The organism is Xanthomonas sp. 4461, from assembly GCF_024806475.1.
GTDB classification, from domain to species: Bacteria; Pseudomonadota; Gammaproteobacteria; order Xanthomonadales; family Xanthomonadaceae; genus Xanthomonas; species Xanthomonas arboricola_F.
Genome location: NZ_JANTYV010000006.1, coordinates 170,525 through 195,908 on the forward strand (window position 1 = coordinate 170,525; position 25,384 = coordinate 195,908).

The window sequence follows — 25,384 nt, forward strand, 5'->3', positions numbered from 1 at the left end:
CACACGTTAGGTGGGATCAGGAGTAACGCTAACCACCGTGCACGCATGGATATAGCGCATCGGCCGGATATCACTCATGCGCACATGATATGAATGGTGCCTCGGCATGCGACGCAGCGATCACGGTCTCGCACACCACCAATGCGCGATTCAGGCACCAGGCACGTCAGCTCAACGATCGAGATGCTTGTTCTCCAGAAACTCACTCACCAGATCAGCGATCTGGACGTTGTTGAGGTCCGAGAACAAGAAGTGGCTGTTGCCACGGATTCCCATGTCCGGCAAATGGATCAGGGTGACGTCCCCACCCTGCCGATTGACGGCGTCGCGCCAGGCGCGGGCCATTTCCAACCGTGCCCGCCAGCTGTCCTGCGCGGGCAGGTCAACGGGCCTGTCGGGGATGTTGTCGCCATACAGCACCAGAATGGGAATCCGCGTCAGCGCCTTGAACTCCTCAGGCGAAACCACCGAAGGTGCGACAGTATCGAATGCACTGGGAATCGGCGCCGGCGCGTCGTCCTTGGCAAACACGAAGCTGCTGCCAGGCTCGAAGGCGACGATTGCGCGAACATTCGGGCTTTTTATCGCCGTCATCCAGCCAGGGCCTCCTGCCTGCGAATGGGTAAACAGGATCGCAGGGCCCGTCTTCTGCAGCACAGCAGCTACCCCGTCAGAGACTACCCCGAGGTCAAACGGCCCCGTATTCGGCGTGACCGAACGGAAAAACTGGTCAAGCGTGGCCTTCCCTGTCGGGAATTGGCTGCCGCCGAAGTACGCCGGCCAGAGGCCAATTCGGAACTGGTTAAACCACATCTGCTCATCGGCCACTGGCTTCAGCATGGACTCGACCATGCTTCGGCCGGCTTTGCCTCGCCTTGGCTGATCGATCAGGTAAGTAGTGAAGCGACGACGCAGGAACAGGTTCTGGAAGCCCTCGCGCCCATCGGCAGTCGTTTCCCAACTCTTGGAAGACTGGCCCGCGCCGTGCCACATTACGATCGGCAGCGGACGCGCATTTACCGGCTTCTGATAGAAGGCATAGACGTGATCGCCGTGGTAGCTCTGGCCATCCGGATTGGAGGGTTTCAATGGATCGAACGTGCCGGGTTCCGTCTTTTCCATGCCACCAGCGAGGAAACTTCCCTGCGAATCGATCTGCAGTGGCTCGCTCGCCATGGCAGTCGTGGTGCAGAGGGAAACCGCCATCCAGATCAGTGCGGAGGGGACGCCAGGCACCAGGGTGCGGAGTCGGGTGCGAGTCTGCATGGGTCACTCCTGACAAATCGTCAGGGGAATCTACTCTCGGGAGCCTGCTGGAAGAAGATCGTAAGTGCATATCACTCATGCGTGGAGGATATATATGCCAGGCCTACGGCATGACAGTGGCCAGTAGACGCAGCGCTTCGACGACGTTCTTCAATCAGGCGCGTCTCGATCGGGGGTGGGGCAACTGACCTGCCGCTCCTGCCACGTCGCGCAAGCGGTTGAGTTGGCAAGTCGGGGGTTGGTTCTGTCGCGAACGCACGACCGATTGTCGAAGCTGGAAAGTTCAGATCCTGCGCGACACCAACCCGCTTAGATGTGCTCTAACGCCCCTGCTCTCGCTCCAACAGCAATTTGCGCTCTCTTCGGGTCGCTCGCCAATCCAACAAATCGGGCGCTGATTGAAGCGACATGCCGCCTCACACCAGATCACGATAGTCCTGCAGGATCACCATCACCAGCTGGCTGCGCGAGCGCACGTCGAGTTTGTTGAACAGCTGTTGGAACGTCGCCTTGATGGCGCTTTCCGAACTGCCCAGCTGGCGGGCGATCAACTTGTTGGACTGCCCGCGCAACAGGCCGCGCAGCACTTCGCGCTCGCGGTCGGTGAAACTGGGTCGGCTTTCGTGGGTGCCCTGGGCCACCAGCGATTGCAGATACCGTTGGTCGATCAGCACCCGGCCCATTGCCACGGCGTGGATGCTGTCGATCAGTTCATCCGTGGAAACGTCCTTGCGGCAGATGCCGGAGACGCCTAGCCGGATCAACGCCAGTGCGTCGCGTTCGGGCAGGCCGGCGGTGACGACCAGTGTGGCCGGGCGGCGCGCCTGCTCGGCCTGGCGCCGCATGTAGTCCAGCGCGTTGTACTCGCCCATGTCGTAGTCGAGGATGACCACGTCCGGCATCAGCGACGCGATCTGCACGATGGCCTGCGCCAAGGTGCCGGATTGCCCCACCACCTCGAAGCGGGCATCGGCGCCGAGCAGGCGCAGCAGGCCCTCGCGGAACAAGGTGTGGTCGTCCAGCAGATAAAGCCGCACCGGTGCACGCCGTGACTCATCCATCCAGCGCCTCCGCATAGGGGGCATGTGCCAGCGGCAGATGCAGCTCGAAACATGCGCCCTGCCCGCCCGGCGCGTAGCGCAGCAGGCCGCCCTGGTTGGCCATCAGCGCACGCGAGATGTACAGGCCCAGCCCGGAGCCGTCGCTGTCGCTGCGGAACGGCTGGAACAGGCGGCCCGGCTCGGCGATGCCGGTGCCGGTATCGCGCACGCTCAACACGGCGCGCTGCTGTTCCAGGCGTGCACTGACGATCAACTGGCGGCGTTGCGGCGGCAGCGCCTGCACCGCACGCAGCGAATTACGCGCCAGATTGAGCAACACCTGCAGCAACGCGTGGCGGTCGCCGTGCACCGATGGGAAGTCGGCGGGGATCTGGATGACCAGCTGGCCGTCGACGTCCTCCCAGTCCGAGCGAATGATCACGTCCAGTTCGCTGCACAGCGTCTGCAGCCGCGTTTCATGCGCCTCGTCGGGCAGCTGCCGACGCAGGTTGAAGGACGCCAGCTCCATCAATGCCGCCACCAGGCTGCGCAGTGCGGCCAGGTCCGGATCTTCGCCGATGGCCGGATGCCGCGCCAGGTTGGAGGTGACCACGCCGGCCGCAGAACACAGGTTGCGGATCTCGTGCGACACCGCACCGGCCAGCAGGCGATTGTTCTTGAGCACATCGTCGAAGTGCGCCGATTCGCGCGCGCGCACTTCCTCGCTGGTGTCGACCAGGATCGCGGCCAGGTGGCGCTCGGCGCTGTCTTCGTAGACCGAGAACCAGGTGGTGGCCGGGAAGCGGGTTCCATCGCTGCGGCAGCCCCAGGTGCTGGCGGAGGTGCGCATGCCATCCAGATTGGCGCTCATGCTCAGCGCATCGTCCAGCAGTGGCAGGAACTCGCGCACCGCGCGGCCTTCCAGCCCGCCCTCCTCGGCCATGTCCAGGATCTCGTGCGCGGCGCGGTTGGCTGCCACGATGCGGCCGTCGCCGGCCACGGTCAGCAATGCCGCCGGGCTGCTCTCGGCGAGCAGCCGCAATTGCCGTTCCAGCCGTCGGCGCAGCCGCTGCTCGGCGCGCAGTTGCACGTAATGGGCCAGGATCACCCGGCGGGTGCGGCTGATTTCGGCCACGAGCAGGCCGCAACCGGCATAGGCAATCGTCGCCATGAAGAAGCGCAGCGCCTGTTCGACCAGGGTTTCGTCGGTCACGAACAAGCCGCGCAACACCGCGCAGGCGATCGCGGCGATGACGATGTCGCGCCGCGACAGCACCGTGGCCGCCAATACCACCGGCAGGATGTAGAGCAGCCCCAGCGAGACGCCCAGGTGCGAGTACCACTCCGCCCACACCAGTGAGGCGAGCATCGCCAGCGAGGCCCACAGCGTCGGGCCGCGATTGAGCTTGACCACCTGCCCGCGCCACTTGAACGGCAGTCTCAATCTGTCCATTGCCTACCCCTGCACTTGCGCTGCAATGCCGCTCCTCTCTCGCTGTGGTTGATCCCACAGCATCGTGGCCAGGCCTGCGGATTTCACCCTATCGAAAGATAGCCCGCCCGCATCGTTCGGACGGTGCGTGCACTGTCCAACGCTGGCGCAAGGATGGCAGACACGACCGTGGAGGCTGGGTGTAATGCCCCTACCCCACGTCGATATTGCCTTTCCCATGATCACCCGCGATACGTTTCCGTTGCGACGCATCTGGCCCAAGACCTACAAGCGCCTGCTGGTGTTGCTTGCGTTCGATTGCGCCGTGGCCGTGCTCTACACTTTTTTCGGCTGGCAGTGGCTGTCGATCGAAGCCTTGCCGCTGGCCCAGCTCGGCTCGGCGCTCACCATCTTCCTGGCGTTCCGCGCCAATGCGGCCTATGGCCGCTGGTGGGAGGCGCGCCAACTCTGGGGCTCGCTGGTGAACACCTCGCGCGCCATCGCACGCCAGGCGTTGACCGCGCTGGATGTGAATCCGGCCGACCCGCGCCAGGCCGCACTGCGCGACGACATCGTGGTGCACCAGGTCGCCTTCGTGCATGCCTTGCGCTGCCATCTGCGCCGGCAGAACCCGTTTCCCGAGTTGGCCGGCCTGCTCGGCCAGGCACGCGCCGACGAGCTGCGCGGCTACGCCAACATTCCCAATGCGCTGACCCTGCGGCTGGGCGAACAACTGCAACAGGCGCGCGACTGGGGGATGCTCGACAGCCTGCGCTGGTCGTCGCTGGACGCCAACCTCACCACGCTGGCCAACATCCAGGGCGCCTGCGAACGCATCAAGAACACCCCGCTGCCACGGCAGTTCTCTTCGCTGCCGCGCACGCTGGTGAACATGTACTGCTGGCTGGTGCCGCTGGGCCTGATCGCCGGCATGGGCCTGGCCATGCCGATCGCCTCGGTGCTGATCAGCTTCACCCTGATCGCCATCGACAGCGCCAGCAGCGCCATCGAAGACCCGTTCGAGAACACCGTGCACGACACCCCGATGACCGCGCTGTCGCGCGGCATCGAACTGACCCTGCGCGAGATGCTGGGCCAACGCGTTCCGCTGCGCGAGGTGCGCGCCATCGACGGTTTCATCTACTGACCACGGAGCCAGCCATGCAGACCACCCCCACCCACCTGATCTTCGCCACCAACTTTTCCGAAACCTGCCATGCCGCGATCCCGACCGTAGCGCAACTGGTGGACCGCCTGCGCGCGCGCCTGACCATCTTGCATGTGCACGCCAAGGGCAAGCGCACACAGGCCCAGCAGTCGCTGGATTCCTTCTTTGCCGAGGCGTCCAACTACCCGGGCTGCGAGCGCGCCCTCGCCGGTGGCCCTGCCGCCGCCGGCATCGTCTCGTTCTGCCGCAGCCGCGACGACGCGCTGCTGATCATGCCGCCCTCCGAGCGCACCGGCCTGCCGCGCCCGTTGCATGTCTCGCTGCGCGCGCGCGTGCTGCAGCGCGTGGCCACGCCCATGCTCACCCTGCCCTATGCCGATGCGATCCCGCGCGACGGCGCCGTCGGCGGCCATGTCGCCTGCTGGATCACCGGCCGCGAAACCAGCCTGGAATCGCTGCGCGATGCCGCCGCCCTGGCACGCCGTCGCGGCGCCGACCTGCACTTGCTGCATGTCGTGCCGGAGGTCAGCGAAGGGCTGCTGGTGGACAGCCTGTTCAACGACAAGCCGCTGAGCGAAGGCGCAGCCAGCAACTGGCTCAGCGACCTGGTCCAGCAGCTGCCCGACGATGACGACCTGCGCGTGCGCATCCACGTCGCGGTCGGCAATCCGCGCCGCGAAATCGCCGGCCTGCTCAAGCGCGCCTGCGCCGATGTGCTGGTGGTCGAACACGACGCCCTCGTGCGCCGCGGCGTCTGGCGCTCTTCGCTGCAATCTGCCCTGGCCAAAACCCCGTGCGTGCTGATCTGCCTGCCACCGCCGCACCTGCGCCGCCCGATCCTCGGCGCCGGTAGCGACCGCGCAGCCACAACGCGCAGCCGCAGTGCGGCGACGCAGCGGCTGCGTGCCTGAGGGAGCGCGCGGCGGGGCAGCGGCAGTCGGACGGCTGCCCCGGCATCCAGTGATTCCCCGCCGCCGCCTCCGGCAGCGATGAGAAAACCGCAATTCGGCCCCTGCTGCTTCATAAACTCGTACTGTCACTGGGCAGCAAGGAGATACAAAGCCTGCCGGTGACAACGGCCTGGCCGAGCCAGGCAGCCTGGAGAACTTCCTGTCCGACACCCGTGCACGGGGCCTCATGTTTTAGGCGGCTTCATGCGATGCCTCGTCTGTACGCCGCAACTCCGGAAATTCCGTCATTGGGTGCGCCAAGATCGGGGGATTTGTTCTGCGGGCAGTATGGCAACGACCCGCCGCTCGCTTGGCTGCTGGAACGATTTTTGCTTGAATCTGCCAGCTTTTCGCCGGCACCGTACCGGGTGTTTTCAGAAGACCGCAGCGATCGCTCCGGCGTAGAGCGAACCAGCGTGGATTGCGTGGCAGGTACCACCCACGTACGGGCCTGTAGAGCGATGGATAGCGGCTCCAGTACGGCGGCAGTACCCAGCCGGGCACGGGGAGCGGCTCGCAGAATCAACCCAGACACACGATCATGCGGATGCGGGGTGAGCGGCTATCCGTCGCGCTCTCAAGTCATGCGGCGCTACCGTGGCAGCGCCGCCCGGCTCAGCCAGCGATGGTAAACACCGAGCCCGAATCCACGCGCACGCCGGCCCCGTTGATGAAGCTGGCGCGCTCCGAACACAGGAACGCGACCACCGCGGCCACTTCTTCCGGGCGGCCGCGTCGCTTGAGCACCATGCCGGGACGCTCCTCGTCCAGGAATGACGAGATCGCTTCTTCGACACTGGTTCCGTTCTCCTGCGCGCGTTTTTGCATCATCTTGTCGGTCATCGGCGTTGCGATGAAGGCAGGCGACACGGTGTTGACCAACACATTGTCGGCGCCGTAGGCCTTGGAGAGCCCCTTGGCCAGGCTGAGGATGCCGGCCTTGGACGCGCAGTAGGCCAGTTCATCGACGTAGGGCTGCACCGCATCCTCGGAGGCGAACAGCACGATCCGTCCCCACTGCTTGCGACGCATCGCGGGAATGGCCTGGCGGCACATGCGCACCGCGCCCATCAGGTTGATGTCCAGTGTTTCCAGCCAGCCTGCATCGCTGACCTGCAGGAAATCGCCGGTGGCGCCGGTGACGCCGGCTGCATTGATGTAGATGTCCGGCTCACCCAGTTGTTCGCGCACCTGGTTCCAGATGGCGGTGACATCCTGTTCCCGCGTCACGTCGCCTTCGATGGCGATGATCTCTCCCAGGCCGGACAACTCGGCCAGTGCCTGATCGAGTGTGCCGTCGGGAAGATCGGTGATCGCCACGCGCACGCCCGCTTCGAGCAGCTGGCGTGCAGTTTCCTTGCCCATGCCGGAGTCGCCGCCGCTGATGAGGGCGATACGCTGGTTGATTCCGAGATCCATGTTGAACTCCTGGTCGTTGAATAAGGTTGCGGCGCAGGCGCTGCTAGCGCGCAAGGAAACGTTCTGCGGTACGTAGCCCGAGCGCCATTTGCGTCAGCGCCGGATTGGCCGCCAGTGCACTGGGAAAAATCGAGTTGTCGCAGATGTAGAGGTTTGGCAGATCGAAGGCGCGGCCATCGGGATCGACAACGGCCTGCGCGGGATCGGTGCCCATTCGGCAAGTACCGAGCGTGTGCGCCGAACGCGCAGCCGCGAAGATATTGCGGGCGCCAGCGGCTTGCCAGATCGCTTGAAGCAGTGCGCGCGCGTGGGCATCGATGGCCTGCTCGTTCGGCCCGTAACTGAAATCGATGCGCGCCTTGCGCTGGCCGAACGCATCCCGTTCGTCCGACAGGACCAGGCGATTGGCATCGTGCGGCAGGCATTCGCCATTGATGCCGATACCGGCCAGGCGGTTGTAGCACAGCATGGTGTCGACCAGTTCCCTGCCCCACAGGCCGGCACCGCGCGCCAAGGTGTTCGCCAGCGTGATCGGCTGTACGCCCAGGCTCTGCACCAGATAGCCGCCGACGAAGTCGGCATCGGCCGGACGCAGCATGTCCTCGGTGATGAGCGAGGACGGGTATCCCCGATTCATGCGCATGTCTGCGTCGAACTCACCCCACACCTGGGTTGCCACATGCGCCATGAAATTGCGCCCCACCTGCCCGCTGGAGTTGGCCAGCCCCAGATTGAGCAACAGGCGCGGCGTCTCCACCCCGCCCGCGCACAGGAAGACGGTGCTGCAACGCTGGCGATACTCCTGCCCATGCTGGCGGTAGATCACCGCGGTGAGCGCGCCGCGGCCATCGCGTTCCAGATCGATCACGCGGCTGTCGCTGCGCAGTTGCGCGCCATGCGCCCTGGCCAGAGGAAGCCAGGTGGTATCCACGCTGACCTTGGCGGCGTTGCTGCAGCCCTGATGGCAAGCGCCGCAGTTGTTGCAGGCTGCGCGTTGGCCCCAATGCGGCTGCTGGTGGGGCCTGGTGACCAACGCGGCGGGTGCATCGGTCGCCCGGATGCCGAGGGCGCGGCAACCGCGCTCCATGGCCGCGGCCGACGCATTGCGTTGCGGTGGCGGGTACATATAGCTGCGCGCGGGGTCCCATGGATAATGCGCGGGTCCGGAGACGCCGATAAACGTCTCTACACGACGAATGTAAGACAGCAACTCCTCGTGTGGGATGGGCCAATCGGCGCCATGGCCGGTCTGGGTCAGAAGGCTGAGATCGCGCTTGTCCGGCCGTGGGCAGAAGGCGCCCCAATGCAGGGTGGAACCGCCTAGCCCGGAACCCGAATTATTCGGTCCGAACGCAGTCGGCGTTTGCCCACCGCTCAGACGCTCGTCCATCCAGTAGATGCCGGTGGTCAATTCGTCGGGGATGTGGCACTGCGGCGTGAACGCCGCGCCCGCCTCCAGCACGACCACCGAAATGCCGGCCTGCGCAAGCCGCGCCGCCAGGGGGCCACCGCCAGCACCGCTGCCGATAACGACGGCATCGACAACATCCTGTGTGCCAGCAGTCTTCATCGGTCGGCTCCGGAGGCGTGGAGTTGCCAGGACTCATGCCGATCCGCTGCGGTCTCTGCGTAACCCAGGCTCTCGGTGCCGGCAGCGCCAACAGCGAATCCGTCGTAGCCCAGCGCTGCCATGGTGGCGGGCAGGCTGGTCCAGATGCGGACCGTCTCGGCACGCACGTCCTCGAACCAATGCGCCAGCTGGGCGGCATCCAGGCCATGCGCTGAGGTGTTGCCCAGCGCCGCCTGCGCAATGTCCTGCAGCCAGCGGTCCTGGTTGTCTACCGACAGTTCGGCAAAGCCGCCGGCCAGCGCATCGAGCGCATCCAGCCCAAGCGGTATTGCCAGGCGATCTTCCGGCAGGTCAGCATGCCGCCAGCCATCGCCCGCACCGTCTGCGAGCTGCACGTCGATGCGCCGCGCAATCTGCCGCGCGTCGCCTTCGCCATCCAGGACGCGTGCGACCACCGCTGCCAGCACCGTCAGCTGGCGCGGGTTCAACACGCCCTTGGCCGTGGCGGGCGGACCTACGTGCCGCGCGAGCAGCGTCGCCCGCATGCGCGGTGCGACGCGCTCGGAGTTGAGCAGCGCAACGAAGGCTTCGGGCAGGCAGTTCTGCACGCAGCGGTCCACATGCGCCGCGATCAACTGCGCCAGCTCCTGCGGCTGCTCATAAGGGATCAGATGCGCGGCATCGGCCACAACGGCAAGCTGCGCATGCGCATAGTGCGGCGCATTCAAGCGCTGTTGCGCGGCCTCGCCCAGGTCGCCATCCTGGTCACCGGCGACGATCACTGCCGGCACGCCGATGCATCCGGCCTGCGCGCGGACGTCTTCCCGACTGCCGTGTGTGAGCCACGCAATCCATGCGCTGGGCGCGGTGCGCAGGACATCGTTGATCGCCATCGCCCTGGGCCCGTCAGGCAGCGTCGAGGCGCAGTTGGCCTCCACGAACTGCACGGCCTCGGCACGTGTGGGCTGGCCCGTTTCGAACCAGGCAAGCATCGTGCGTCGTCGCGACTCTTCCATGGGTTCGGGTGCTGGTGGCGAGGCGGCAACCAGCACCATGCCTGCCAGACCGGCCAGGCCTGCCACACCATCGCGCGCCCGCGCTGCCGTCAAGGTAGCGATCTTTCCACCCATGCTGTGCCCGATCGCGAACCAGCATGGCGGCTGTCGATTGATGACTTCAGCGCTGAACCAGTCAACGAGCGCATTCGTGTCGAAGTGGTCCAGCGGAGCCGCATCGCCAAACCCCGGGATGTCCAAGGCAACACAGTCGAAGCGATCACCTAGCTGCGCGATGACACCGCTCCACGCATGCCGGCTGCCTCCGAGGGCATGCAGAAAGAACAGCGTTGGCTTGATCATGTGACACCTTGATCCGTCGGTCCGGCATGGTGGCGCACGCTTCGTCCACGCCTCGTGCAGATGAGGTCGAAGGCCGGTCAGTAACGGGAGGCGTTGGTTGGTGGAATACCGTCGTTCGACGCAGGCTATGCAAAGGCGCAGAAGCATTCCGCGTCGCTTGTCCGGCAAGGCAATAGCCTTGCAATCGCCACGGCAACAAGAGCCAGTTGCGCCCGACGGCACCCGCTGAGCAAACCACGGAAGTGCGGCGTTGCCGCCGGCATCGCCCTCTCAGAGACAACGCCTCCTGCCTGCGTCACCGGCTATGCGGGCACCCAGGGCGAAACTTCCAGCTGCTTCAGGAAATCCGAGAACCCGCCAAGCGCACGTGCATGCCTGCGCGCACTGGTCCACACCACCGAGCGTGGCGACCACGCGATCGACGCCTTGATTGCCTGCAGCGCGTGGACCAGCGCGACATCTTCGCTGCAGGTCAGTGCGGAGAACCCGCCGCATTGTTGATACAGCGCGGTGCTCACCCCCAGGTTTGCGCCGTGAATGCGCCCATGGCCTTCGCCGGTCGCCTGGCTCTGTTCGAACCTGCGGCGTACCTCATCGGAATAGTCCAGCCAATCTTCCACCTCCACCACGCCGCAGAACACGCCGGTGCCTGCCCTGCGTTGCTCCAGCAGCCAATCGGCCGGAACACGCGAGTCGGCATCGGTGACGGCCAACCAGTCGGCGCCCAGCGCAATTGCCTGGGATGCGGCTGCGGCGCGCGCAATGCCTACGCCGCCGGGCGTGGGGACGTCGACCACGCGCGCGCCGAATGCCAGCGCCAGCTCGGCGGTGGCATCGGTGCAGCGGTCCACCGCGACGATCACTTCCACTGCCTCCTGCAGCTCGGGATGCGAGGCGGCGCGCAAGACCGATGTGAGGCACGCGGCCATGCACTCGGCTTCGTTATGCGCGGGAATGATGACGGCGATCACCGCAGGCCTTCCTGCTGTGCCACCGACAGCGGCTGCGCTGTCCAAGCTTCCAGCAAGAAATCGCTGTCTTCGTAGCGATAACTCAGCGGCAAGCCGAGCAAGCGGGCGATGCAGGCGTGGACCGCGATTCCATCTTGTTGTGCCTGTTCGAACGGATGCTTCCAGTGGCAGGCCACCAACAATCCGTCCGGCGTGAGCGCCACCTGGAGACGCGCGACCAGATCGTCGAGATCGGCGGCGGCGAAATAGTAGCCAACCTCACTCAGCACGATCAGGTCGAAACTTCCCACCGGCCACTGCTGCGGATGGCAGGCTTGCACGATCTCCACGTTGCTTCGCTCACCCACGCGCTGTCTGGCTTGTTCCACGGCAGCTTCCGACATGTCGGTCGCCAGCAAACGCTCGCAGCGGGCGGCTAGCCCGCGTGTGGCCTCGCCGTTGGAACATCCCAGTTCCCATCCACGTGCAAATCCCATCCGAGGCAGCGTTGCCAGCAGAATGTCGCGTTTGCGCTTTTCGTACCAACGCGTCCCGTAACCGAAAGGATCGTGCCGTTGGTAGATGCTGTCGAAATATTCTGCGTTGGCCTGGGCGTTCATGGGAGATAGACCTCAAGGTCGCGCTGAAACCTGGCCAGCGCCCAATCGGGAAGGATGGGGTTGGGCAGCGCGGGCGTGACGCGTCCGGTCTGCGTCTTGAACGCTGACATTGCCTGCACCTTTGCAGCGTGTGCAGCGGGCGTAAGCTGAAGACGCGTGGCCGCTGCCAGCATCTGACTCTGGTCCGGGTTGTCCCAATGCCACGCCCACACCGGGAACTGGATCAACTGCGCTCGGCAGCGTGCAGCTGCGTTGCTCGCGGCATCTGCACACGCTTCGTGGTCGGGGTGGCCGTCGCGCGCATACGTGACCAGCACCGCATCGCCCGGTTGCAGGAGATCGGCGATCTGTGCACCGAGTGCGATGACCCCTGCGCGCACCTGGCCATCTCCGGCATCGAGCCTGACGATGTTGGACGGGGCGATGCCCAGGCATGCCAGCGCATCGCGCAACTCATCGCGACGCGCTGCCGCCAGCCGGGCCGGTGGCCATGCGTCGTCTAGCGGATAGGCTGCTTCACCGTCGGTGACGGAAACAATCAGCACCTGCCTCCCGGCTGCAATGGCCATCGCAAGCAGACCGCCACATCCCAGCACCTCGTCATCCGGATGCGGAGAGATCACCACAACACGTGTGGCGGCGCCCAGTAGCTGGTCGAGGCTGGTGATGGGCAGCTCAATCAACTGCTGCGATGCGCGCCAACGCGTTTCGCTGACGCCTTGACCTTCGATGTGCTCGCCTCTCACAGCAGCCATGGATTGCCCTCGCGCGCGTGCAGCTGTTCACCGAGCCACTGCTCGTCCTTCTCGCCGTGGGATTGGCGGATGAACGCGGCCAGGTCTGCACACCGTTGCGCATGCTCGACATCGCAACATAGCGAGACCGGCCCCAATGCCAATGCAGCGCGTTCGATCACGTCCCGGCAGACGCGGTCCATCAAGCTACGCAAGCGAGTAACTGCGAACCGATGGCTTTCGGCTGGAGCGTTGTCGATCGTATCCGCCAGGTCCTGCAGCATCAGTCGCGCGCCCGTCAGCTGTTCGTCGATGGCGCCCAGGTGTGCTGCGGAAAAGGGATTGTGCATCGCCCTTGGCGAACGGCGGACCTGCTCGGCAATGGCCGTGGCGGCGCCATACCAGCAGGCGGCGATACCTGCCCCGCCGTGCCAAAAGCCCGGCCGCTGCAGATAGAAGTCCGGCTCACCCAGCAACCTTGCCGGCGCACCTGCAAAATGGCCGCTGCCGGTCGGAATGCCGACCATGCCAGGGCCATGCCACTGACTTGCGTCGAGCTCAAAGTGGCCCTGCGTCAACGTCACTGCGGCAAGCGGATACCGGTCGCCGCTCCTTACAGTCACCAATGCATGTGTCACGACGTTCGGCGCTGCGCTACACCACGGTTTGATACCGGCGACAGTGCATGAGTCCGCTTCGTATGTGGCGGAGTCGTGCGGTCCACCTGCTGCCCATACCGCCCAGATAGCATCGTTCGACGGCAACGGCTGACCGGCCTCGGAAAAGATGGACAACGCGTCGTAATGCGCTTCCAGCACCTTGGCAAGCGGCAGGCTCTCGGCACCGAGCCTGCTCAATGCCTGCCAACGTGCATGCGTGTTTCCTGCACCGGGATTTGGTAGTTGCGGCATCAAGCGCAAATGCGCATGCACGCGTTGCGCGAGCGCGGAATTCGAAGAGGTCGAGGAGATGCCCGGCAGATCATCCCGGGCCAAGGCTGATTGATACATAAGCCAACCTAGACGATGGTTCGTCAATCCCAAGTGAGTCAGATATCCAATTCCCTCACGTGCAGGGCACGTTGACTCCACCGTGTGCGACGCGGCCCCGACCGGGATCGGCACCGATGCATCTGCACCGAGCGTCCGGCCGAATCGCAGCGCTCGCATGTCGGCGCGGGAGAAGCCTCTGGTTCATGGCCCGCTTCTAGACACAAGTTGTGCGTATGAGCTCGCCACAAAAGATGCTGCCCGATCCAGCAAGGCGAGCTGCGGGGCCAACTGGCGGTAGACCTGAGTGATCGATACGAGCATGAACTAAACAGTGACCACAGCGTTGCAACGGCGATTGCGTCAGACGATGGAACCGGACTCGGCCGTTATTGACCCCGGTCGTCGACATTCGACGCTGCTGCGTTCGACCGCGACGCACTGCGGGTGCGCCACGGCAGCGACGAGGAAAACGCACACGTCATCGGTGCCATGTTCCGCTACGAGCGCCGGCCTCTCCCGCCCATCATGCATGCCCTGCCCGAGGTCATTCGCATTCCCCAAGATGCCGGTCGGGTGCCGGAATGGCTGGCGCAACTGTCGCACTTTCTGATGGTCGAAGCGCGCCACGCTCAGGCCGGCGCGACGCTGATGGTGTCGCGGATCATCGACTTGATGGTCATCCGCGTGCTGCGCAGTCGGGCCGAATTGGAGCCGCTGCACGCACGCTGGCTGGGCAGCCCGGCAGGCGCACGTATCGGCCGTGCGCTCGCGGCTATCCATGCCGATGCCTACCGCCGCTGGAGCGTGGATGACCTCGCCCGTTGCGCGGGCATGTCGCGGTCGGCATTTGCCGCGCAGTTCGCCGAGATCGCGGGCGAGCCACCAATGCGCTACATCGCACGTTGGAGGCTGACGGTGGCCGACGAACTGATCCGCTCCGGCGGCATCAGCGTTGGCGATGCAGCACGCCGTGTCGGGTACGATTCGGAAGCTGGCTTCAGCCGCGCATTCAAAGCCTTGTTTGGCCACGCGCCGAATGCGGCCAAACCTCCCGCAACGGCATCGCGCTAGATGCACCACACCGCACCAGCGATGGCGCCGCCGCCTTCGGCTCTCAAGCCGATGGGACGGAGCTGCTGCGGAAGCGCTCGCGGTAATCGCCCGGTGCCACACCCAGCAAGCGCAGGAAGGCACGACGCAGGGTCTGTTCGTCGGACAGACCGGTCAGCGCCGCAATGCGCTTGATCGGCAACGTGCCGGACTCCAGCAGGCGACGCGCGGCCTCCAGACGCAGCGTTTCCACTGCCTTGGCCGGCGTGATCCCACACTTGCTGCGGTAGACGCGAGCGAAGGTGCGCGGCGACATGTTCATGCGGCCGGCCAGCACGTCCACCCGCAGGTCCTCATGCAGATGGGCCGCCATCCAGCCGTGCAATTCTGCGAAATCGCCGCCGCTGCTGGCCTGCGCCGACAGCGGCGCACTGAACTGCGACTGCCCGCCCGAGCGCTTGACGAACACGACCAGCTGCCTGGCCACATCGATGGCAAGCCGGTGTCCGTGATCGTCCTCGATCAATGCAAGCGTCAGGTCGATCCCGGCCGTGACACCTGCCGAGGACCACACGTTACCGTCGCGAACGAAAATTCGGTCGGCATCGACCTGTACGCCAGGATGCAGATTCGATAGCCGCGCTGCCCAGTCCCAGTGCGTTGCGGCGCGCCGCCCTTCCAGCTGCCCTGCAGCGGCCAGCAGGAACGCACCCGTGCAGATCGAGCACAACCGGCGCACGGTCGGGCCACGCGCCGCCACCCACGCCACCAGACCTGCAGAGGCTTGGTACACGTCACCGCGGCACCCGCCGGGTGCCATCAGCGTATCGATCGGGGTGTCCTCCAGGCTGGCCAATGCCACAGAGACGATCTGCAGCCCGGCGCTGGTGGTCACCAGGCCGCCGTGCTCGGATGCGACGGTCATCGTGTAGCGCAGTCTCCCGTCGGCCAGCGGCCGGCACTGATTGGCGGTGTGCAGCGCCTGGACCGGCCCGGTGAGATCGAGCACGTTCATCTGGTCGTGGGCGAGCAGCACAACGTGACGCGATGGGGAAGAGTCGGACATGGACGCCTTGTGCAGTCAATGCGGGAAATCGGGATATTCGAACGCCAGCGCGACGCCCCTGGCCGTCGCACGACCGTACCGCTGCATGATGCCATCGAGCGCAGTGTCCAGCGCCGCCACCGGTGCCAGATCGGCAGCGATCAGCAGCGGAGCGGCAGTCCCCGCCTTAAGCGCCCGATCGGGCAGGATGCGCAGTCCGTGACGTGTCACAAACGGCTCGCCATTGGCAGACACGAGAGAGGCCTGGCTGCGGCCCGTCGTTGAGTACGCATCGATCGTCAACGCAAGGGCACCCTCATCGATTCCCGCCCTGCCCAGTACGTCGACCTGGTCGCGGCCGTGCAACCAACGGTTGGTGTACAGCACTTTTGCCAGTGGCACCGCGGTCGTGCCCAACCGTGGCGAAAAGACATCGCTGTCATGCTGCGCCGACCACGCCACGGCACCGACGCCCTGGGCGACGTTCCGCGCCGTCTCAGGCCCGCTGATGGCCTCCACGAGCGCAATTGATGCGGGGATGGCGGCGCTGACGCCAGCGGTCGATATCCAGTTTCCATCGGCAACATAGCGTCGATTCGGCGTCCAGCGTATCGCCGGATATTGCCGTTTCCGCGCCGCGCCGGTCGACCAATGCGCGGTGGCGCGCCGCCCATCGAACATCCCCATCTGCGCGGCGACCAGGGCACCGTTGCAGATGGTGACGATCGTGGCGCCCTGCCGGGACTGCCGCTTCAGCCACGCAAGCAGGCGCGGCGTGGATGCCTGCGCCGGCACGATGATGTAGTCGGCGCCCAGTGGATGGGTCGCATCGAATTGCGCCACCGTGGTATCGGTCGCGATCCGGAACCCGGGCCTGCCAAGATCGGTGAATGTGGAAAGCGGCCCCGAGTCGAGCGTCACCGCCGATACGTCCATCGTGCCAGCGCGGGACAGGATCGCGAAAGGCACCAGGAAATCGCTGATTTCCACGCCTGCGTTCTCTCCCACCACCGCAATCACTGCGCGCGAGCGGTTGGGACGCGCCCGATAGGCGGGGATCGACATATCTTCTGTGGGTGACGCTCTCGATGTCCCGGCTGCAGGTGGCGTCGCCTTCGATGGCGGCCCAGCGCACCCGGCTAGTACCACGCATGCAGCCAACGCGGTGTGCCGAACCAATCCAGAGAAGATGCCGGTTGCCATGTGCTGCCGTAGATGGGTGGAGTGCGGGCATTCTTCGCCCGCCACCCTGCGGCAACAATGCCGCTGTTGCGTCATTTCCTGCCATGTGTCGGTGTCGATCTGCGATGCCGGTGGTGTCGCCCGATCCGGCCTGCGGTCCAGGACGCATGCTGGCGACGCGCCGTGCGACGTGTGCACATGCATCCCCCGATCGAGTCATCGGACCCTGCCCCGACGCGGTGTTCTTGATTGGACGCGATACGTCCAGCATGGACGGCACCGCTGGCGCCACGCGACGCCATGACCCAGCGATTCCCTATCCAGAGAGGTCGCGTCCATGACGATGTCTGAGTTGCCGGGCCAGAGCGGGACGCTCGCGGCCGGTGCACTGCGCTCGCCTCGCGATCAGGCAAGTTGGCTGGCGGCGATTCGAACACGTCATCGACTGCAGACGTGCGCGAAGCGTGTTTCAAACAGGAGAGTCGCACGATGAAGCCCTATTTGCTCTCGCTCGGCGCCGGCCTGCTGGTCGGCGTGATCTACAGCCTGCTCAACGTGCGCTCGCCAGCGCCACCGGTCATTGCGTTGGTCGGTTTGCTCGGCATCCTGATCGGTGAGCAATTGCCGCCTCTTGTACGCCAGCTGACAACGCGCAGCCAGGCCGAAGCCTCGTGGATCGGCCATCAGGTCAAGCCGCATATGTTTGGGCATCTGCCCGCAGGCAAACGCGCATCGACGGATGCACCGCAAGCGCCGTCGCCGCCAACCGCGCAAACCGACGGGGACGACACGTAAGCGCACCTGTGCATCCGGTCTGATGGTGCATGCCGCCTGCGCAGCCCAGGTTGCGTTGCCGGCCGGAGCCTTGCTGCGACGGCGCGTCGATCAGTCGACTGTTCCCTGTGGCGATGCGCCGCGAGCTACCGAACGGATCGCCGGCTTGATCAACCAAACACGACACCACACGCGGCGTGTAGCAAGTGGCGTCCCTGGTCAAACGGCGTACAAGAACGCTTCGCGTGCAGATGCCTCCTTGCAGCGATGGCATCGATTACCCATGGCCGGCAATGCCGTCGCTCCACCTTTCCCGAAGGAACTTCCATGCGTCCGTTGCTTTCCCTGAGCCTGTCCTCTGCGCTGGTGTTGAGCGCGATCCTCCCGGTCCTTGCCGATGCCGCAGCACCAGTGTCGGTCGGTCCGCAATACGACACCACGCACGTCTATGTGGCACCTGCCGATGTGGATGCGTTCGCGCACAGCTTCGCCGCAACCTTCGGCGGGCAGAGCACGCGCCAAGTGATCGCCACGGTCACGCCGACGCCCAGCCGTACCAGCTCGCAGCTGGTGCAGACGCCGGCAGGCACCGTGTCGTTGTTCGGATTCCGCACACCTGTGCCCCACCCCTTCGGCAGCGAGCGCACCGGCTACCTGGTGACCGACATGCAGCAGGCAATCGCGGCCGCACGCGCTGCCGGAGCGGAGGTGCTGGTTGCACCGTTCAAGGATCCGATCGGCATGGATGCGGTGATTGCCTGGCCGGGCGGCGTCAGCATGCAGCTGTACTGGCACGACAGCGCGCCGCATTACCCACCGCTGGCGACGATTCCGGAGAACCGCGTCTACGTCTCGCCCGATCGCGCCGATGCGTTTGTCAAAGCCTGGCTGAGGTTTTCGCATGGCAAGCTGCTGCACGATGACCGTCATGCGGACGCAACGCTGATCGGCCGGCCTGGCGCCACGTACCGCAGCATCGTCATCGGCTCCGGCTTCGGTGCGCTGCAGGTGCTGGTGACCGACGGCCACCTGCCCTATCCGTATGGGCACGAGCTCACCGGGTACGCCGTCGACGACCTTGCGGCAACGCTCGCCCGCGCCACCGCTTCCGGCGCAAAGGTGTTGGTGCCTGCCGTGACCGCATCGGGTCGACAGTCGGCGATGGTGGAATTTCCCGGTGGATATGTCGCCGAGCTGCACGCCGAACTCCACTCCTGATTGCATATGTCGTTACGCCTCACACTGCCCCTGGCGTTGCTGCTGTGCCCGTGCGCCGATGCATGGGCACGGGCTTCCGTCGATGCCATTGCCGCGACACCGCTGCGTCCTGCCATCAAGTCCAACCGCTGGCAGGAAGACTGGTCGCCACTTGCCGATCCGGCGCTGCGCACGCACCCGTTCGATCGCCTGAAATATGTGCCGCTTGGCGATGTGGGCTACGCTTCGTTCGGCATCAACCTGCGCGAACGCTTCGAAAGCAACCACACGCCAGCGTTGGGGATCGGACGCGAGAGCGACAGCTATCTGTTGCACCGGCTGCAGGCGCACCTGGATGTGCAGGTCGGCGAGCACCTGCAGCTGTTCACCCAACTGGAAGACGTCCGCGCAGTGGACAAACGCCGCATCGGCCCTGCCGATGCCAATCGCGTCGACCTGCGCATGGCCTTCCTCGCCTACACCGCGCCGCTGGGCACTGGCCAGATCAGGCTGCGCATGGGCCGGCAGGAGTTTGCCTTCGACCTGCAGCGATTCGTCTCGCTGCGCGATGGCCCGAATGTGCGCCAGTCCTTCGATGCGGTGTGGGTCAACTACGAGACAGGCCCATGGCGCTGGATTGCGTTTGTCAGCCAGCCGGTGCAGTACGCCGATGTCCGTAGTTTCGACGATCTCTCCAACCGACATCTGCGCCTTGCTACCGTGCGCGTCGAACGCCACGTCCTGGGCAGCGACGAACTGTCGCTGTATTACGCGCGCTATCGGCAGGACGACGCCAGCTTTCTCGATGCCGCCGGCAACGAGCGACGCGACATCCTCGATGCCCGCTTCGCAGGTGTACACACCGGCCTGGACTGGGATATCGAAGCGATGGGGCAACGTGGAAAGGTCGGCAACAGCCGCGCGCGTGCCTGGGCGCTCGGCCTCAAGGCGGGCTACACCCTGCAGGACACTGCGCTGATGCCACGTCTGGGGCTGCAGATCGACACCGCTTCCGGCGATCGACATCCGGGCGATAGACGGCTTGGAACCTTCAACCCACTGTTTCCGAACGGCGCGTACATCAACTTGGCGGGCTACACCGGCTACAGCAACCTGCTGCAGGTCAAACCGATGCTCACCCTGCGGCCCACTACGCGCCTGAGTGTCACTGCCGCGTTGGGCCTGTTATGGCGGCAGAGCACCGCCGACGCCGTTTATGTGCAGCCGGATATTCCGCTGGCCGGCACCGCAGGCAACGGTAATCACTGGACGGGCAGCTATCTGCAGCTGCGCGGTGACTGGAAGCTCAATGCACAGCTGCAGACCGCCATCGAAGCAGTCCATTACCAGGTGGGTGACACCGTGCGTGCCGCCGGTGGCCACGACAGCAACTACGTTGGCTGCGAGATGAAGTTCATGTGGTAGCTGGCGCTGAATCGCCCGCGGCCGCGCCGAGACTGTCGATGACCAGGACGGCACGGCGAACGGATGCGCGCGTGCGGCTGAAGCACCTTTGCGTCGATAGACGCAAAGGTGAATGAATGCAAAGCGCCACTAACCCGTTAATGCCAGCATGTTGATGGCAACGCGCTTGCGCAAGCGATCGCGCTTGGGCTCCTTCCTTCTCGCACGGCACACAGGGGGTTAGCCTGGACGCGCCGTGCCAACGTAGAGTTGTCCGTGCCACCTTTTGATATATATCTTCCACCTTGGAACCGAGAGGAATGGAGAATCGATGATATGAGTTACTCCGTTCAAACCGTCGCAGTCCGTTCCAAAATCGTCTATGACTTCCACGATGTTATTGCCACCACCCTTGACCCATTGCTCCACGCGAATCTTGAGGCGATAGGCATAGGGCCGTTGCATGCCCTGGGGATTCAGGTCCATCGCCTCTCTCGCTTCAATCACTCTTCCGGTGATGACAAGATCAGCATGGTGAACCGCTTCTTCCTCGGTGAATTCATTGAACGGGCCTTTTCCAATGGGCTGGCAAGCAAAGGAACAGAATGGAAATGAAACGGATGCGCTTCCACTTCGCTGCATTGATTAACAAACGACAAGAAAGCAGCTGCGATGGTGGCCATTCAAGTCACACTGGTCTACGGCTATGATCTGGGCATCGCATCGTCATGGCGTTCGACTAGTTACCGGTTCGCGCCAAAGGCGCTGGCCGCGGGTGGTGGTGTCTCAGCACCAAGCCTGCAGTAGACGCTGCGGATAGTGGCCGACTGCCGGTAGTGGCTGCTGCGGTCTGGGCCAATCTATCGTTGAATGTAGCCGAGGTGCTTATCATGTCGCAACGACGCTGGCGGCCTTGCCAACAGCCTTGCATTTGCCTGCTTCTTCCTTGATAGCCAAGGCTTTGTCCAGCTCTGCGCCGCCCTACTCAGCGTACTCCGACCGCAACCAGCGGGCAGCAATCGCGACCGCAAGCATGGCGGCGGCAACGAGCATCAGCGCGGCTGTCAGCCCCCAACCGTGGGCGGCGAAGCCGATCAAGGCGGGGCCGGCCAGGACGCCGGCGTAACCCAATGTCGTCATCGCAGTGATCGCCAGGCCCTCGGGCATGGCACGCTGTTGACCGGCCATCGAAAACAATGCCGGCGCGATATTGGCGCATCCCAGTCCGATCAATGCATAGCCCGATAGCGAGAGCTGCCACCAGGGCATCAGTACTGCAATCAGAAAGCCCACGCATGCAGCCAGTCCACCTAGCATGATGGATCGGACGCGGCCCACGCGCTGCACCAATGCATCGCCAAACAGCCGCGTGGCAGTCATGGTCAATGCAAAGACCACATAGCCTGCGCCGGCCACGGCGGTATCGACACTGCGAACCTGCGTCAGGAAGACCGCGCTCCAATCCAGGATGGTGCCTTCGGCGAGAAACACGACAAACGCCAGCATGCCGATCAACAAGACGCCACCCCGCGGCCAGGCCAGCAGCGGGCCTGGCTGAGTGCCCTGCTCCGCTCTCCAATGCGGGGCAGCCAGCGCAGCGACGAGCACGATGCTGAGCATGCCGATCATCGAAGCGATCGGCGGTGCGATGCCCAGGCTGAGCAGCACCGTCATCAGCAAGGCGCCGGCAAAGCCGCCGATGCTGTAGAAGGCGTGGAAGCCGGACATCATCACCTTGCCGCTCTCGCGCTCGACCGCGACTGCCTGCATGTTCATCGTGCAGTCCATCGCGCCAACCCCGGCGCCGAACAGAAACAACACCGCGCCCAATGCCGCTGCCGATTGCATTGCGCTCAAGAACGGCAATGCTACGCACATCATTGCAACAGTGGCCAGCATCACGCGCCTACAGCCCGCGCGTGACGCCCACACCCCGGCGACGGGCATCGCTAGCAGCGATCCGGCACCCAGGCACAGCAGGACCAGTCCAAGCCTCGCTTCGTCCAATGCCGATTGGTGCTTGGCGAAGGGAACCAGCGGCGCCCAGATCGACACGGCGAATCCGGGAATGAAGAATGCGGCGCGGGTTGCGTGCTGTTGCGCACGGTGGGAAACACGAGAAGTCATCGATGATCCAACTGCAAAGACATCGCCTGCCGAGCACGGACGGCGCAAGAAGCGACCAAGAAGGACGGCGAATCGTGGTCAGGTCGCCGTGACTGCGCACTCGGCAGCGCAGTGTCCGCGTGGCATGGCTCGCACCTCGCAACTCGCACCTCGCACCGGCCGCTTCCGCCCGGCGATGACCGCGGTCTTTTTTTGGCTGCGCCAGGCGCTCAGGACAGATCGTGCAAGTCCTTGTCCAGCACCGGGCCAAGCATCCAGTCGGAGAAGTGGACCTTCAAGCCCCCGCGTTCTGGCGTGCAGGTCATCGGGCCCACCAGATAGCGAGCAGCGACCGGGAATGGGCATAACCGCACCAGCGGCCAGTAGTTGCCGTCCTTGGACGCTTGCAAACGCAGTACGCCCTTGTCGACGGTGGCGCGGATCCAGAAGTCCGACGGATCGGCTTCGTAAGGACCTGTCGCCCAATCCGACTTGCCATCGGTAAGAACGCTGCTGAGCATCGCGCGGCCGTCGCTGAGCTCGATGCCCGCCTTGACCCACTGGCGATCATTGACGCGGATCATCAGGCCGGCCTGATCGTAGAGCTGCTCGAATTTGGCGCGGACGCGCAGCTGGCAGGTAAACGCTGCCGGCGCCGCGATGCCGAGAAAGTGCCCACTATCTCGGGTGAACCCGTAATGGGTCTCGCGCCAGAAGTCGGTATCCTTGTCGGTCACCACCTCCAATACATTGCCGTCCACAATGCGGTGCGATTTGGGCTCGTTCAACCATTGTCCTGGCTTCCAGCTGCTTGATGGCGCCGCGCCGGCACCGGTTGCCATGACCACGCCACCAGCGGCCAAGCCGCCCAGTGTCGCCCTGCGCGCGATATCGACCTGGTGTTTTTCCGAACCCGTCATACGTATTCCTCGTGACGAAAAGGCAAGGCTCTTCGATGCTTTCTCACAATCATCGCAAAGCCGTTAGTGTCAATTTGTACATCCGTACCAATTGGCAAGTCAACTCTGGATTACCATCGCCTGGTCGATACGTGCGCGAACACAGATGAGCGGCAGGACCTGGCAGCAAGACCCACATCGAAAAGAACACATCGAGCAGGCCACCTTGCAGGTGGTCATCGACCATGGCGTGGCCGGGACGACCTTTCGCAAGGTTGCCGAACAAGCGCAGGTGCCGTTGGGCGCGACCACCTACTACTTCGGTTCCATGCACGAGCTGCTGATCGCGGCATTCACCCGCTTCTCGCAGGAGGTGTCGAAAAACTTCGCTGCCGAGATCCGCGCTGCGAACAACCGCGACCAGGCCTGCGATGCGGTGGTGAACATCATCTTTGCCGACAGCACCGCCTCGCCGCGGATCCTGCTGCTGAGCTACGAGCTGTACGCGTTTGCGCGCCGCCACCCGGAGATGACGGCGATCATGGAGCAATGGATGGCACGCAGTCGCGCGGCGCTGGAGCTGCATTTTTCCAAGCCCGCTGCCAGTGCCATCGATGCCTTGATCGAAGGGATGACGATCCATCGCTCGGTGGTGCGCATGACCAAGAAAAGCGTGCGCAATGCGGTGGGACAGCTGGCCTTGCTGTAATGCATGCTGGGCGCCGTCCTGTTGGGAAATGGGCGTAACAGGCCATCGCCTGCATGACGACAGACGGATCGTTTGCACACCGAGCCATCAGGTGATGTGCTGCGGATGTGGCTGTCGCTCGTCGACCAATGCATGCGTGGCCCAAAGCTATCCAGCATTCTTTTACATTCAAATCGCCATGACCAACCCATAGGCCGTGCTTGAGCTATCTCTCGCTGTTCGCACTGTCGTTGATTGCCGCCACCCTGCTCCCTGCGCAGTCGGAGGCGGCATTGGTTGCGCTGCTGCTCGATGGCGGTTCGGTCGTGGGGCTTGTGGTCGCCGCGAGCGTGGGGAACGTGCTGGGCTCGCTGATCAATTGGTGGATCGGGCGCGAACTGGTGCGTTTTCAGGGGCGACGCTGGTTTCCGGTGACGCCGCAGGCCCTGGCACGCGCGCAAGCCTGGTATGGCAGCTACGGCAAATGGTCCCTGCTCTTGAGCTGGATGCCGATCATCGGCGACCCGCTGACGCTGGCGGCCGGGGTCATGCGTGAGCCGCTGCGTGTCTTCCTGCCGTTGGTGGCGGTCGCCAAGACCACACGTTACGGTGTGCTCGCGTGGGCAACGCTGACGCTTGTGCGGTAACGGCAGGCAGGTGAAGCCTGCCGGACGTGCAACGCAAATGACGCGGCGCGCCATGGATGCGCATGGCCGCGCACGGGTTCTTAACGTGGCATGCCTATGCTTGCGACGCGCCGCAACCCATCTGCTGCGCATCCAGGGACATTGCACAATGGACATTGCAAAGGAGATCGTATGAAGAAGCTGCACAGCATGCTGCTCGCCGGGTGCCTGCTTGGCCTGAGCACCCAGGCCTGGGCGGAGGTGGCCAACCTGACCAATAGTGCCGATGGCGCCAACCGCGATGCCGGTATCGCAGCGGTGAAGAAGAAACTTCAGGATGCCTGCACCTCACGTCAGGGCAAGGTCGACATGGCCTCGTTCGAGGTGGTGTTCGAAAAAACCAGCACCAATCCCGACGTTCCCAAACCGTATTACGTGGACGGCAAGATCAAATGCGATCTACCGTGATCGCCAGACACGCGTAGCGCGCCTTACCGCGGCGCCGCATGCATGATGCAAGGCCCCGCAGATGCGGGGCTTTGCATGTGTGGCGCCGGGATGCAGGTGGTGCGTTGCAGTCGCCGTCGTTGCTGGATCGGCACATCGCTCTGTAGTGTCGCCGTCAACGCCGCGCTGCACCTGCTGCAGGGCATAGAGTTGCGCGCGCAAGACAGGTACGCTGCCGGTCTATTAAACGACAGGATGTTCTCATGGGTCTGATCCAGGCGGTGGTGGGTACGGTCAGCGGCGTCTTGGCCGACCAGTGGAAGGATTTCTACACCGTACCGACGGGCCTGCCGGCCACGGCGGCGCTGTTTGCGGCGGTTGCGCAGGGCAGCAACGCCGGGCGTGGTGCCAACACCGCAACACCGATCAGTCGCATGCGTTCGAGCGCGAAACCAAGATCGATGCCA

At 64.5% G+C, this 25,384-nt stretch carries 23 protein-coding genes and 3 pseudogenes; 12 read left to right on the forward strand and 14 right to left on the reverse strand.

Annotation, left to right across the window (positions count from 1 at the left end; genetic code table 11):
* Positions 1 to 171: 171 nt before the first annotated feature.
* From FHY19_RS19430 to FHY19_RS19440, 3 genes are all read right to left on the reverse strand, one after another.
* On the reverse strand, positions 172 to 1,266 hold the full coding sequence (locus FHY19_RS19430) for an alpha/beta fold hydrolase (RefSeq protein ID WP_259167916.1): 1,095 nt from the start codon (positions 1,264 to 1,266) through the stop codon (positions 172 to 174).
* A 416-nt stretch (positions 1,267 to 1,682) separates the two neighbouring features.
* A complete protein-coding gene (locus tag FHY19_RS19435) occupies positions 1,683 to 2,327 on the reverse strand; it encodes a response regulator transcription factor (protein WP_259149389.1) in 645 nt (214 codons plus the stop codon).
* On the reverse strand, positions 2,320 to 3,759 hold the full coding sequence (locus tag FHY19_RS19440; RefSeq protein WP_259167918.1) for a PAS domain-containing sensor histidine kinase: 1,440 nt from the start codon (positions 3,757 to 3,759) through the stop codon (positions 2,320 to 2,322). Before FHY19_RS19440 ends, FHY19_RS19435 begins: the two co-directional genes overlap by 8 nt.
* A gap of 184 nt (positions 3,760 to 3,943) precedes the next feature.
* Here FHY19_RS19440 and FHY19_RS19445 point away from each other — a divergent pair, with 184 nt between their 5' ends.
* Both FHY19_RS19445 and FHY19_RS19450 read left to right on the forward strand, forming a co-directional pair.
* Positions 3,944 to 4,885: a bestrophin family ion channel gene (locus FHY19_RS19445; RefSeq protein WP_259167921.1), complete on the forward strand. Its 942-nt coding sequence runs from the start codon at positions 3,944 to 3,946 to the stop codon at positions 4,883 to 4,885.
* A gap of 14 nt (positions 4,886 to 4,899) precedes the next feature.
* Positions 4,900 to 5,817: a universal stress protein gene (locus tag FHY19_RS19450; RefSeq protein WP_259167923.1), complete on the forward strand. Its 918-nt coding sequence runs from the start codon at positions 4,900 to 4,902 to the stop codon at positions 5,815 to 5,817.
* Between the two features lie 654 nt (positions 5,818 to 6,471).
* Here the strand turns inward: FHY19_RS19450 and FHY19_RS19455 are convergent.
* The 7 genes from FHY19_RS19455 to FHY19_RS19485 all read right to left on the reverse strand — a co-directional run bounded on the left by FHY19_RS19455 (position 6,472) and on the right by FHY19_RS19485 (position 13,034).
* A complete protein-coding gene (locus tag FHY19_RS19455) occupies positions 6,472 to 7,275 on the reverse strand; it encodes an SDR family oxidoreductase (protein ID WP_259167924.1) in 804 nt (267 codons plus the stop codon).
* Between the two features lie 43 nt (positions 7,276 to 7,318).
* On the reverse strand, positions 7,319 to 8,845 hold the full coding sequence (locus FHY19_RS19460; RefSeq protein WP_259167925.1) for a GMC family oxidoreductase: 1,527 nt from the start codon (positions 8,843 to 8,845) through the stop codon (positions 7,319 to 7,321).
* The gene (locus tag FHY19_RS19465; protein WP_259167926.1) at positions 8,842 to 10,203 is read right to left on the reverse strand and encodes an alpha/beta hydrolase; all 1,362 of its coding nucleotides are present in this window, start codon (positions 10,201 to 10,203) and stop codon (positions 8,842 to 8,844) included. The genes FHY19_RS19460 and FHY19_RS19465 overlap by 4 nt, the downstream gene beginning before the upstream one ends.
* A 302-nt stretch (positions 10,204 to 10,505) precedes the next feature.
* Positions 10,506 to 11,174, reverse strand: coding sequence for a glycosyltransferase (locus FHY19_RS19470; RefSeq protein WP_259149400.1), 669 nt, complete (start codon positions 11,172 to 11,174; stop codon positions 10,506 to 10,508).
* A complete protein-coding gene (locus FHY19_RS19475; RefSeq protein WP_259167927.1) occupies positions 11,171 to 11,773 on the reverse strand; it encodes a class I SAM-dependent methyltransferase in 603 nt (200 codons plus the stop codon). The genes FHY19_RS19470 and FHY19_RS19475 overlap by 4 nt, the downstream gene beginning before the upstream one ends.
* Positions 11,770 to 12,528: a PIG-L family deacetylase gene (locus FHY19_RS19480; RefSeq protein ID WP_259167929.1), complete on the reverse strand. Its 759-nt coding sequence runs from the start codon at positions 12,526 to 12,528 to the stop codon at positions 11,770 to 11,772. Before FHY19_RS19480 ends, FHY19_RS19475 begins: the two co-directional genes overlap by 4 nt.
* Positions 12,516 to 13,034: a dehydrogenase gene (locus FHY19_RS19485; RefSeq protein WP_259168145.1), complete on the reverse strand. Its 519-nt coding sequence runs from the start codon at positions 13,032 to 13,034 to the stop codon at positions 12,516 to 12,518. Before FHY19_RS19485 ends, FHY19_RS19480 begins: the two co-directional genes overlap by 13 nt.
* Before the next feature lie 873 nt (positions 13,035 to 13,907).
* Between FHY19_RS19485 and FHY19_RS19490 the strand changes: the two are divergent.
* A pseudogene (locus FHY19_RS19490) lies at positions 13,908 to 14,570 on the forward strand (AraC family transcriptional regulator); the annotation flags it as partial.
* A gap of 43 nt (positions 14,571 to 14,613) precedes the next feature.
* Here FHY19_RS19490 and FHY19_RS19495 read toward each other — a convergent pair.
* Positions 14,614 to 15,615 carry a GlxA family transcriptional regulator gene (locus FHY19_RS19495; protein WP_259167932.1) on the reverse strand — a complete coding sequence of 334 codons (1,002 nt, stop codon included), beginning with the start codon at positions 15,613 to 15,615 and terminating at the stop codon, positions 14,614 to 14,616.
* 15 nt (positions 15,616 to 15,630) lie between these two features.
* Positions 15,631 to 16,659: a DJ-1/PfpI family protein gene (locus FHY19_RS19500; RefSeq protein WP_259167934.1), complete on the reverse strand. Its 1,029-nt coding sequence runs from the start codon at positions 16,657 to 16,659 to the stop codon at positions 15,631 to 15,633.
* A gap of 606 nt (positions 16,660 to 17,265) precedes the next feature.
* On the opposite strand from FHY19_RS19500, the gene FHY19_RS19505 reads away from it, so the two are divergent.
* The 5 genes and pseudogenes from FHY19_RS19505 to FHY19_RS19525 form a co-directional block, all read left to right on the forward strand.
* On the forward strand, positions 17,266 to 17,571 hold the full coding sequence (locus tag FHY19_RS19505) for a XapX domain-containing protein (protein ID WP_259167936.1): 306 nt from the start codon (positions 17,266 to 17,268) through the stop codon (positions 17,569 to 17,571).
* 306 nt (positions 17,572 to 17,877) lie between these two features.
* Positions 17,878 to 18,768, forward strand: coding sequence for a glyoxalase (locus tag FHY19_RS19510; protein ID WP_259167941.1), 891 nt, complete (start codon positions 17,878 to 17,880; stop codon positions 18,766 to 18,768).
* A 6-nt stretch (positions 18,769 to 18,774) separates the two neighbouring features.
* On the forward strand, positions 18,775 to 20,172 hold the full coding sequence (locus tag FHY19_RS19515; RefSeq protein ID WP_259167943.1) for an alginate export family protein: 1,398 nt from the start codon (positions 18,775 to 18,777) through the stop codon (positions 20,170 to 20,172).
* A 315-nt stretch (positions 20,173 to 20,487) separates the two neighbouring features.
* Positions 20,488 to 20,766 (forward strand): hypothetical protein, encoded by a 279-nt coding sequence (locus FHY19_RS19520; protein WP_259167946.1) that lies wholly within the window; start codon positions 20,488 to 20,490, stop codon positions 20,764 to 20,766.
* Between the two features lie 30 nt (positions 20,767 to 20,796).
* Positions 20,797 to 20,958 (forward strand): annotated as a pseudogene (locus FHY19_RS19525) (RDD family protein); the annotation flags it as partial.
* Between the two features lie 174 nt (positions 20,959 to 21,132).
* On the opposite strand, the gene FHY19_RS19530 reads toward FHY19_RS19525, so the two are convergent.
* On the reverse strand, positions 21,133 to 22,278 hold the full coding sequence (locus FHY19_RS19530; RefSeq protein ID WP_259167948.1) for an MFS transporter: 1,146 nt from the start codon (positions 22,276 to 22,278) through the stop codon (positions 21,133 to 21,135).
* A 209-nt stretch (positions 22,279 to 22,487) separates the two neighbouring features.
* Entirely contained in the window at positions 22,488 to 23,099 is a 612-nt protein-coding gene (locus FHY19_RS19535; protein WP_259168146.1) for a DUF1349 domain-containing protein, read from the reverse strand.
* Positions 23,100 to 23,322: 223 nt separating this feature from the next.
* Between FHY19_RS19535 and FHY19_RS19540 the strand changes: the two genes are divergently transcribed.
* The 4 genes and pseudogenes from FHY19_RS19540 to FHY19_RS19555 form a co-directional block, all read left to right on the forward strand.
* Positions 23,323 to 23,865 carry a TetR family transcriptional regulator gene (locus FHY19_RS19540; protein WP_259167950.1) on the forward strand — a complete coding sequence of 181 codons (543 nt, stop codon included), beginning with the start codon at positions 23,323 to 23,325 and terminating at the stop codon, positions 23,863 to 23,865.
* A 200-nt stretch (positions 23,866 to 24,065) separates the two neighbouring features.
* The gene (locus tag FHY19_RS19545) at positions 24,066 to 24,491 is read left to right on the forward strand and encodes a YqaA family protein (RefSeq protein ID WP_259167952.1); all 426 of its coding nucleotides are present in this window, start codon (positions 24,066 to 24,068) and stop codon (positions 24,489 to 24,491) included.
* Between the two features lie 171 nt (positions 24,492 to 24,662).
* Positions 24,663 to 24,938: a hypothetical protein gene (locus tag FHY19_RS19550; RefSeq protein ID WP_259167954.1), complete on the forward strand. Its 276-nt coding sequence runs from the start codon at positions 24,663 to 24,665 to the stop codon at positions 24,936 to 24,938.
* A 242-nt stretch (positions 24,939 to 25,180) separates the two neighbouring features.
* A pseudogene (locus FHY19_RS19555) lies at positions 25,181 to 25,336 on the forward strand (SPFH domain-containing protein); the annotation flags it as partial.
* Between the last annotated feature and the right edge of the window lie 48 nt (positions 25,337 to 25,384).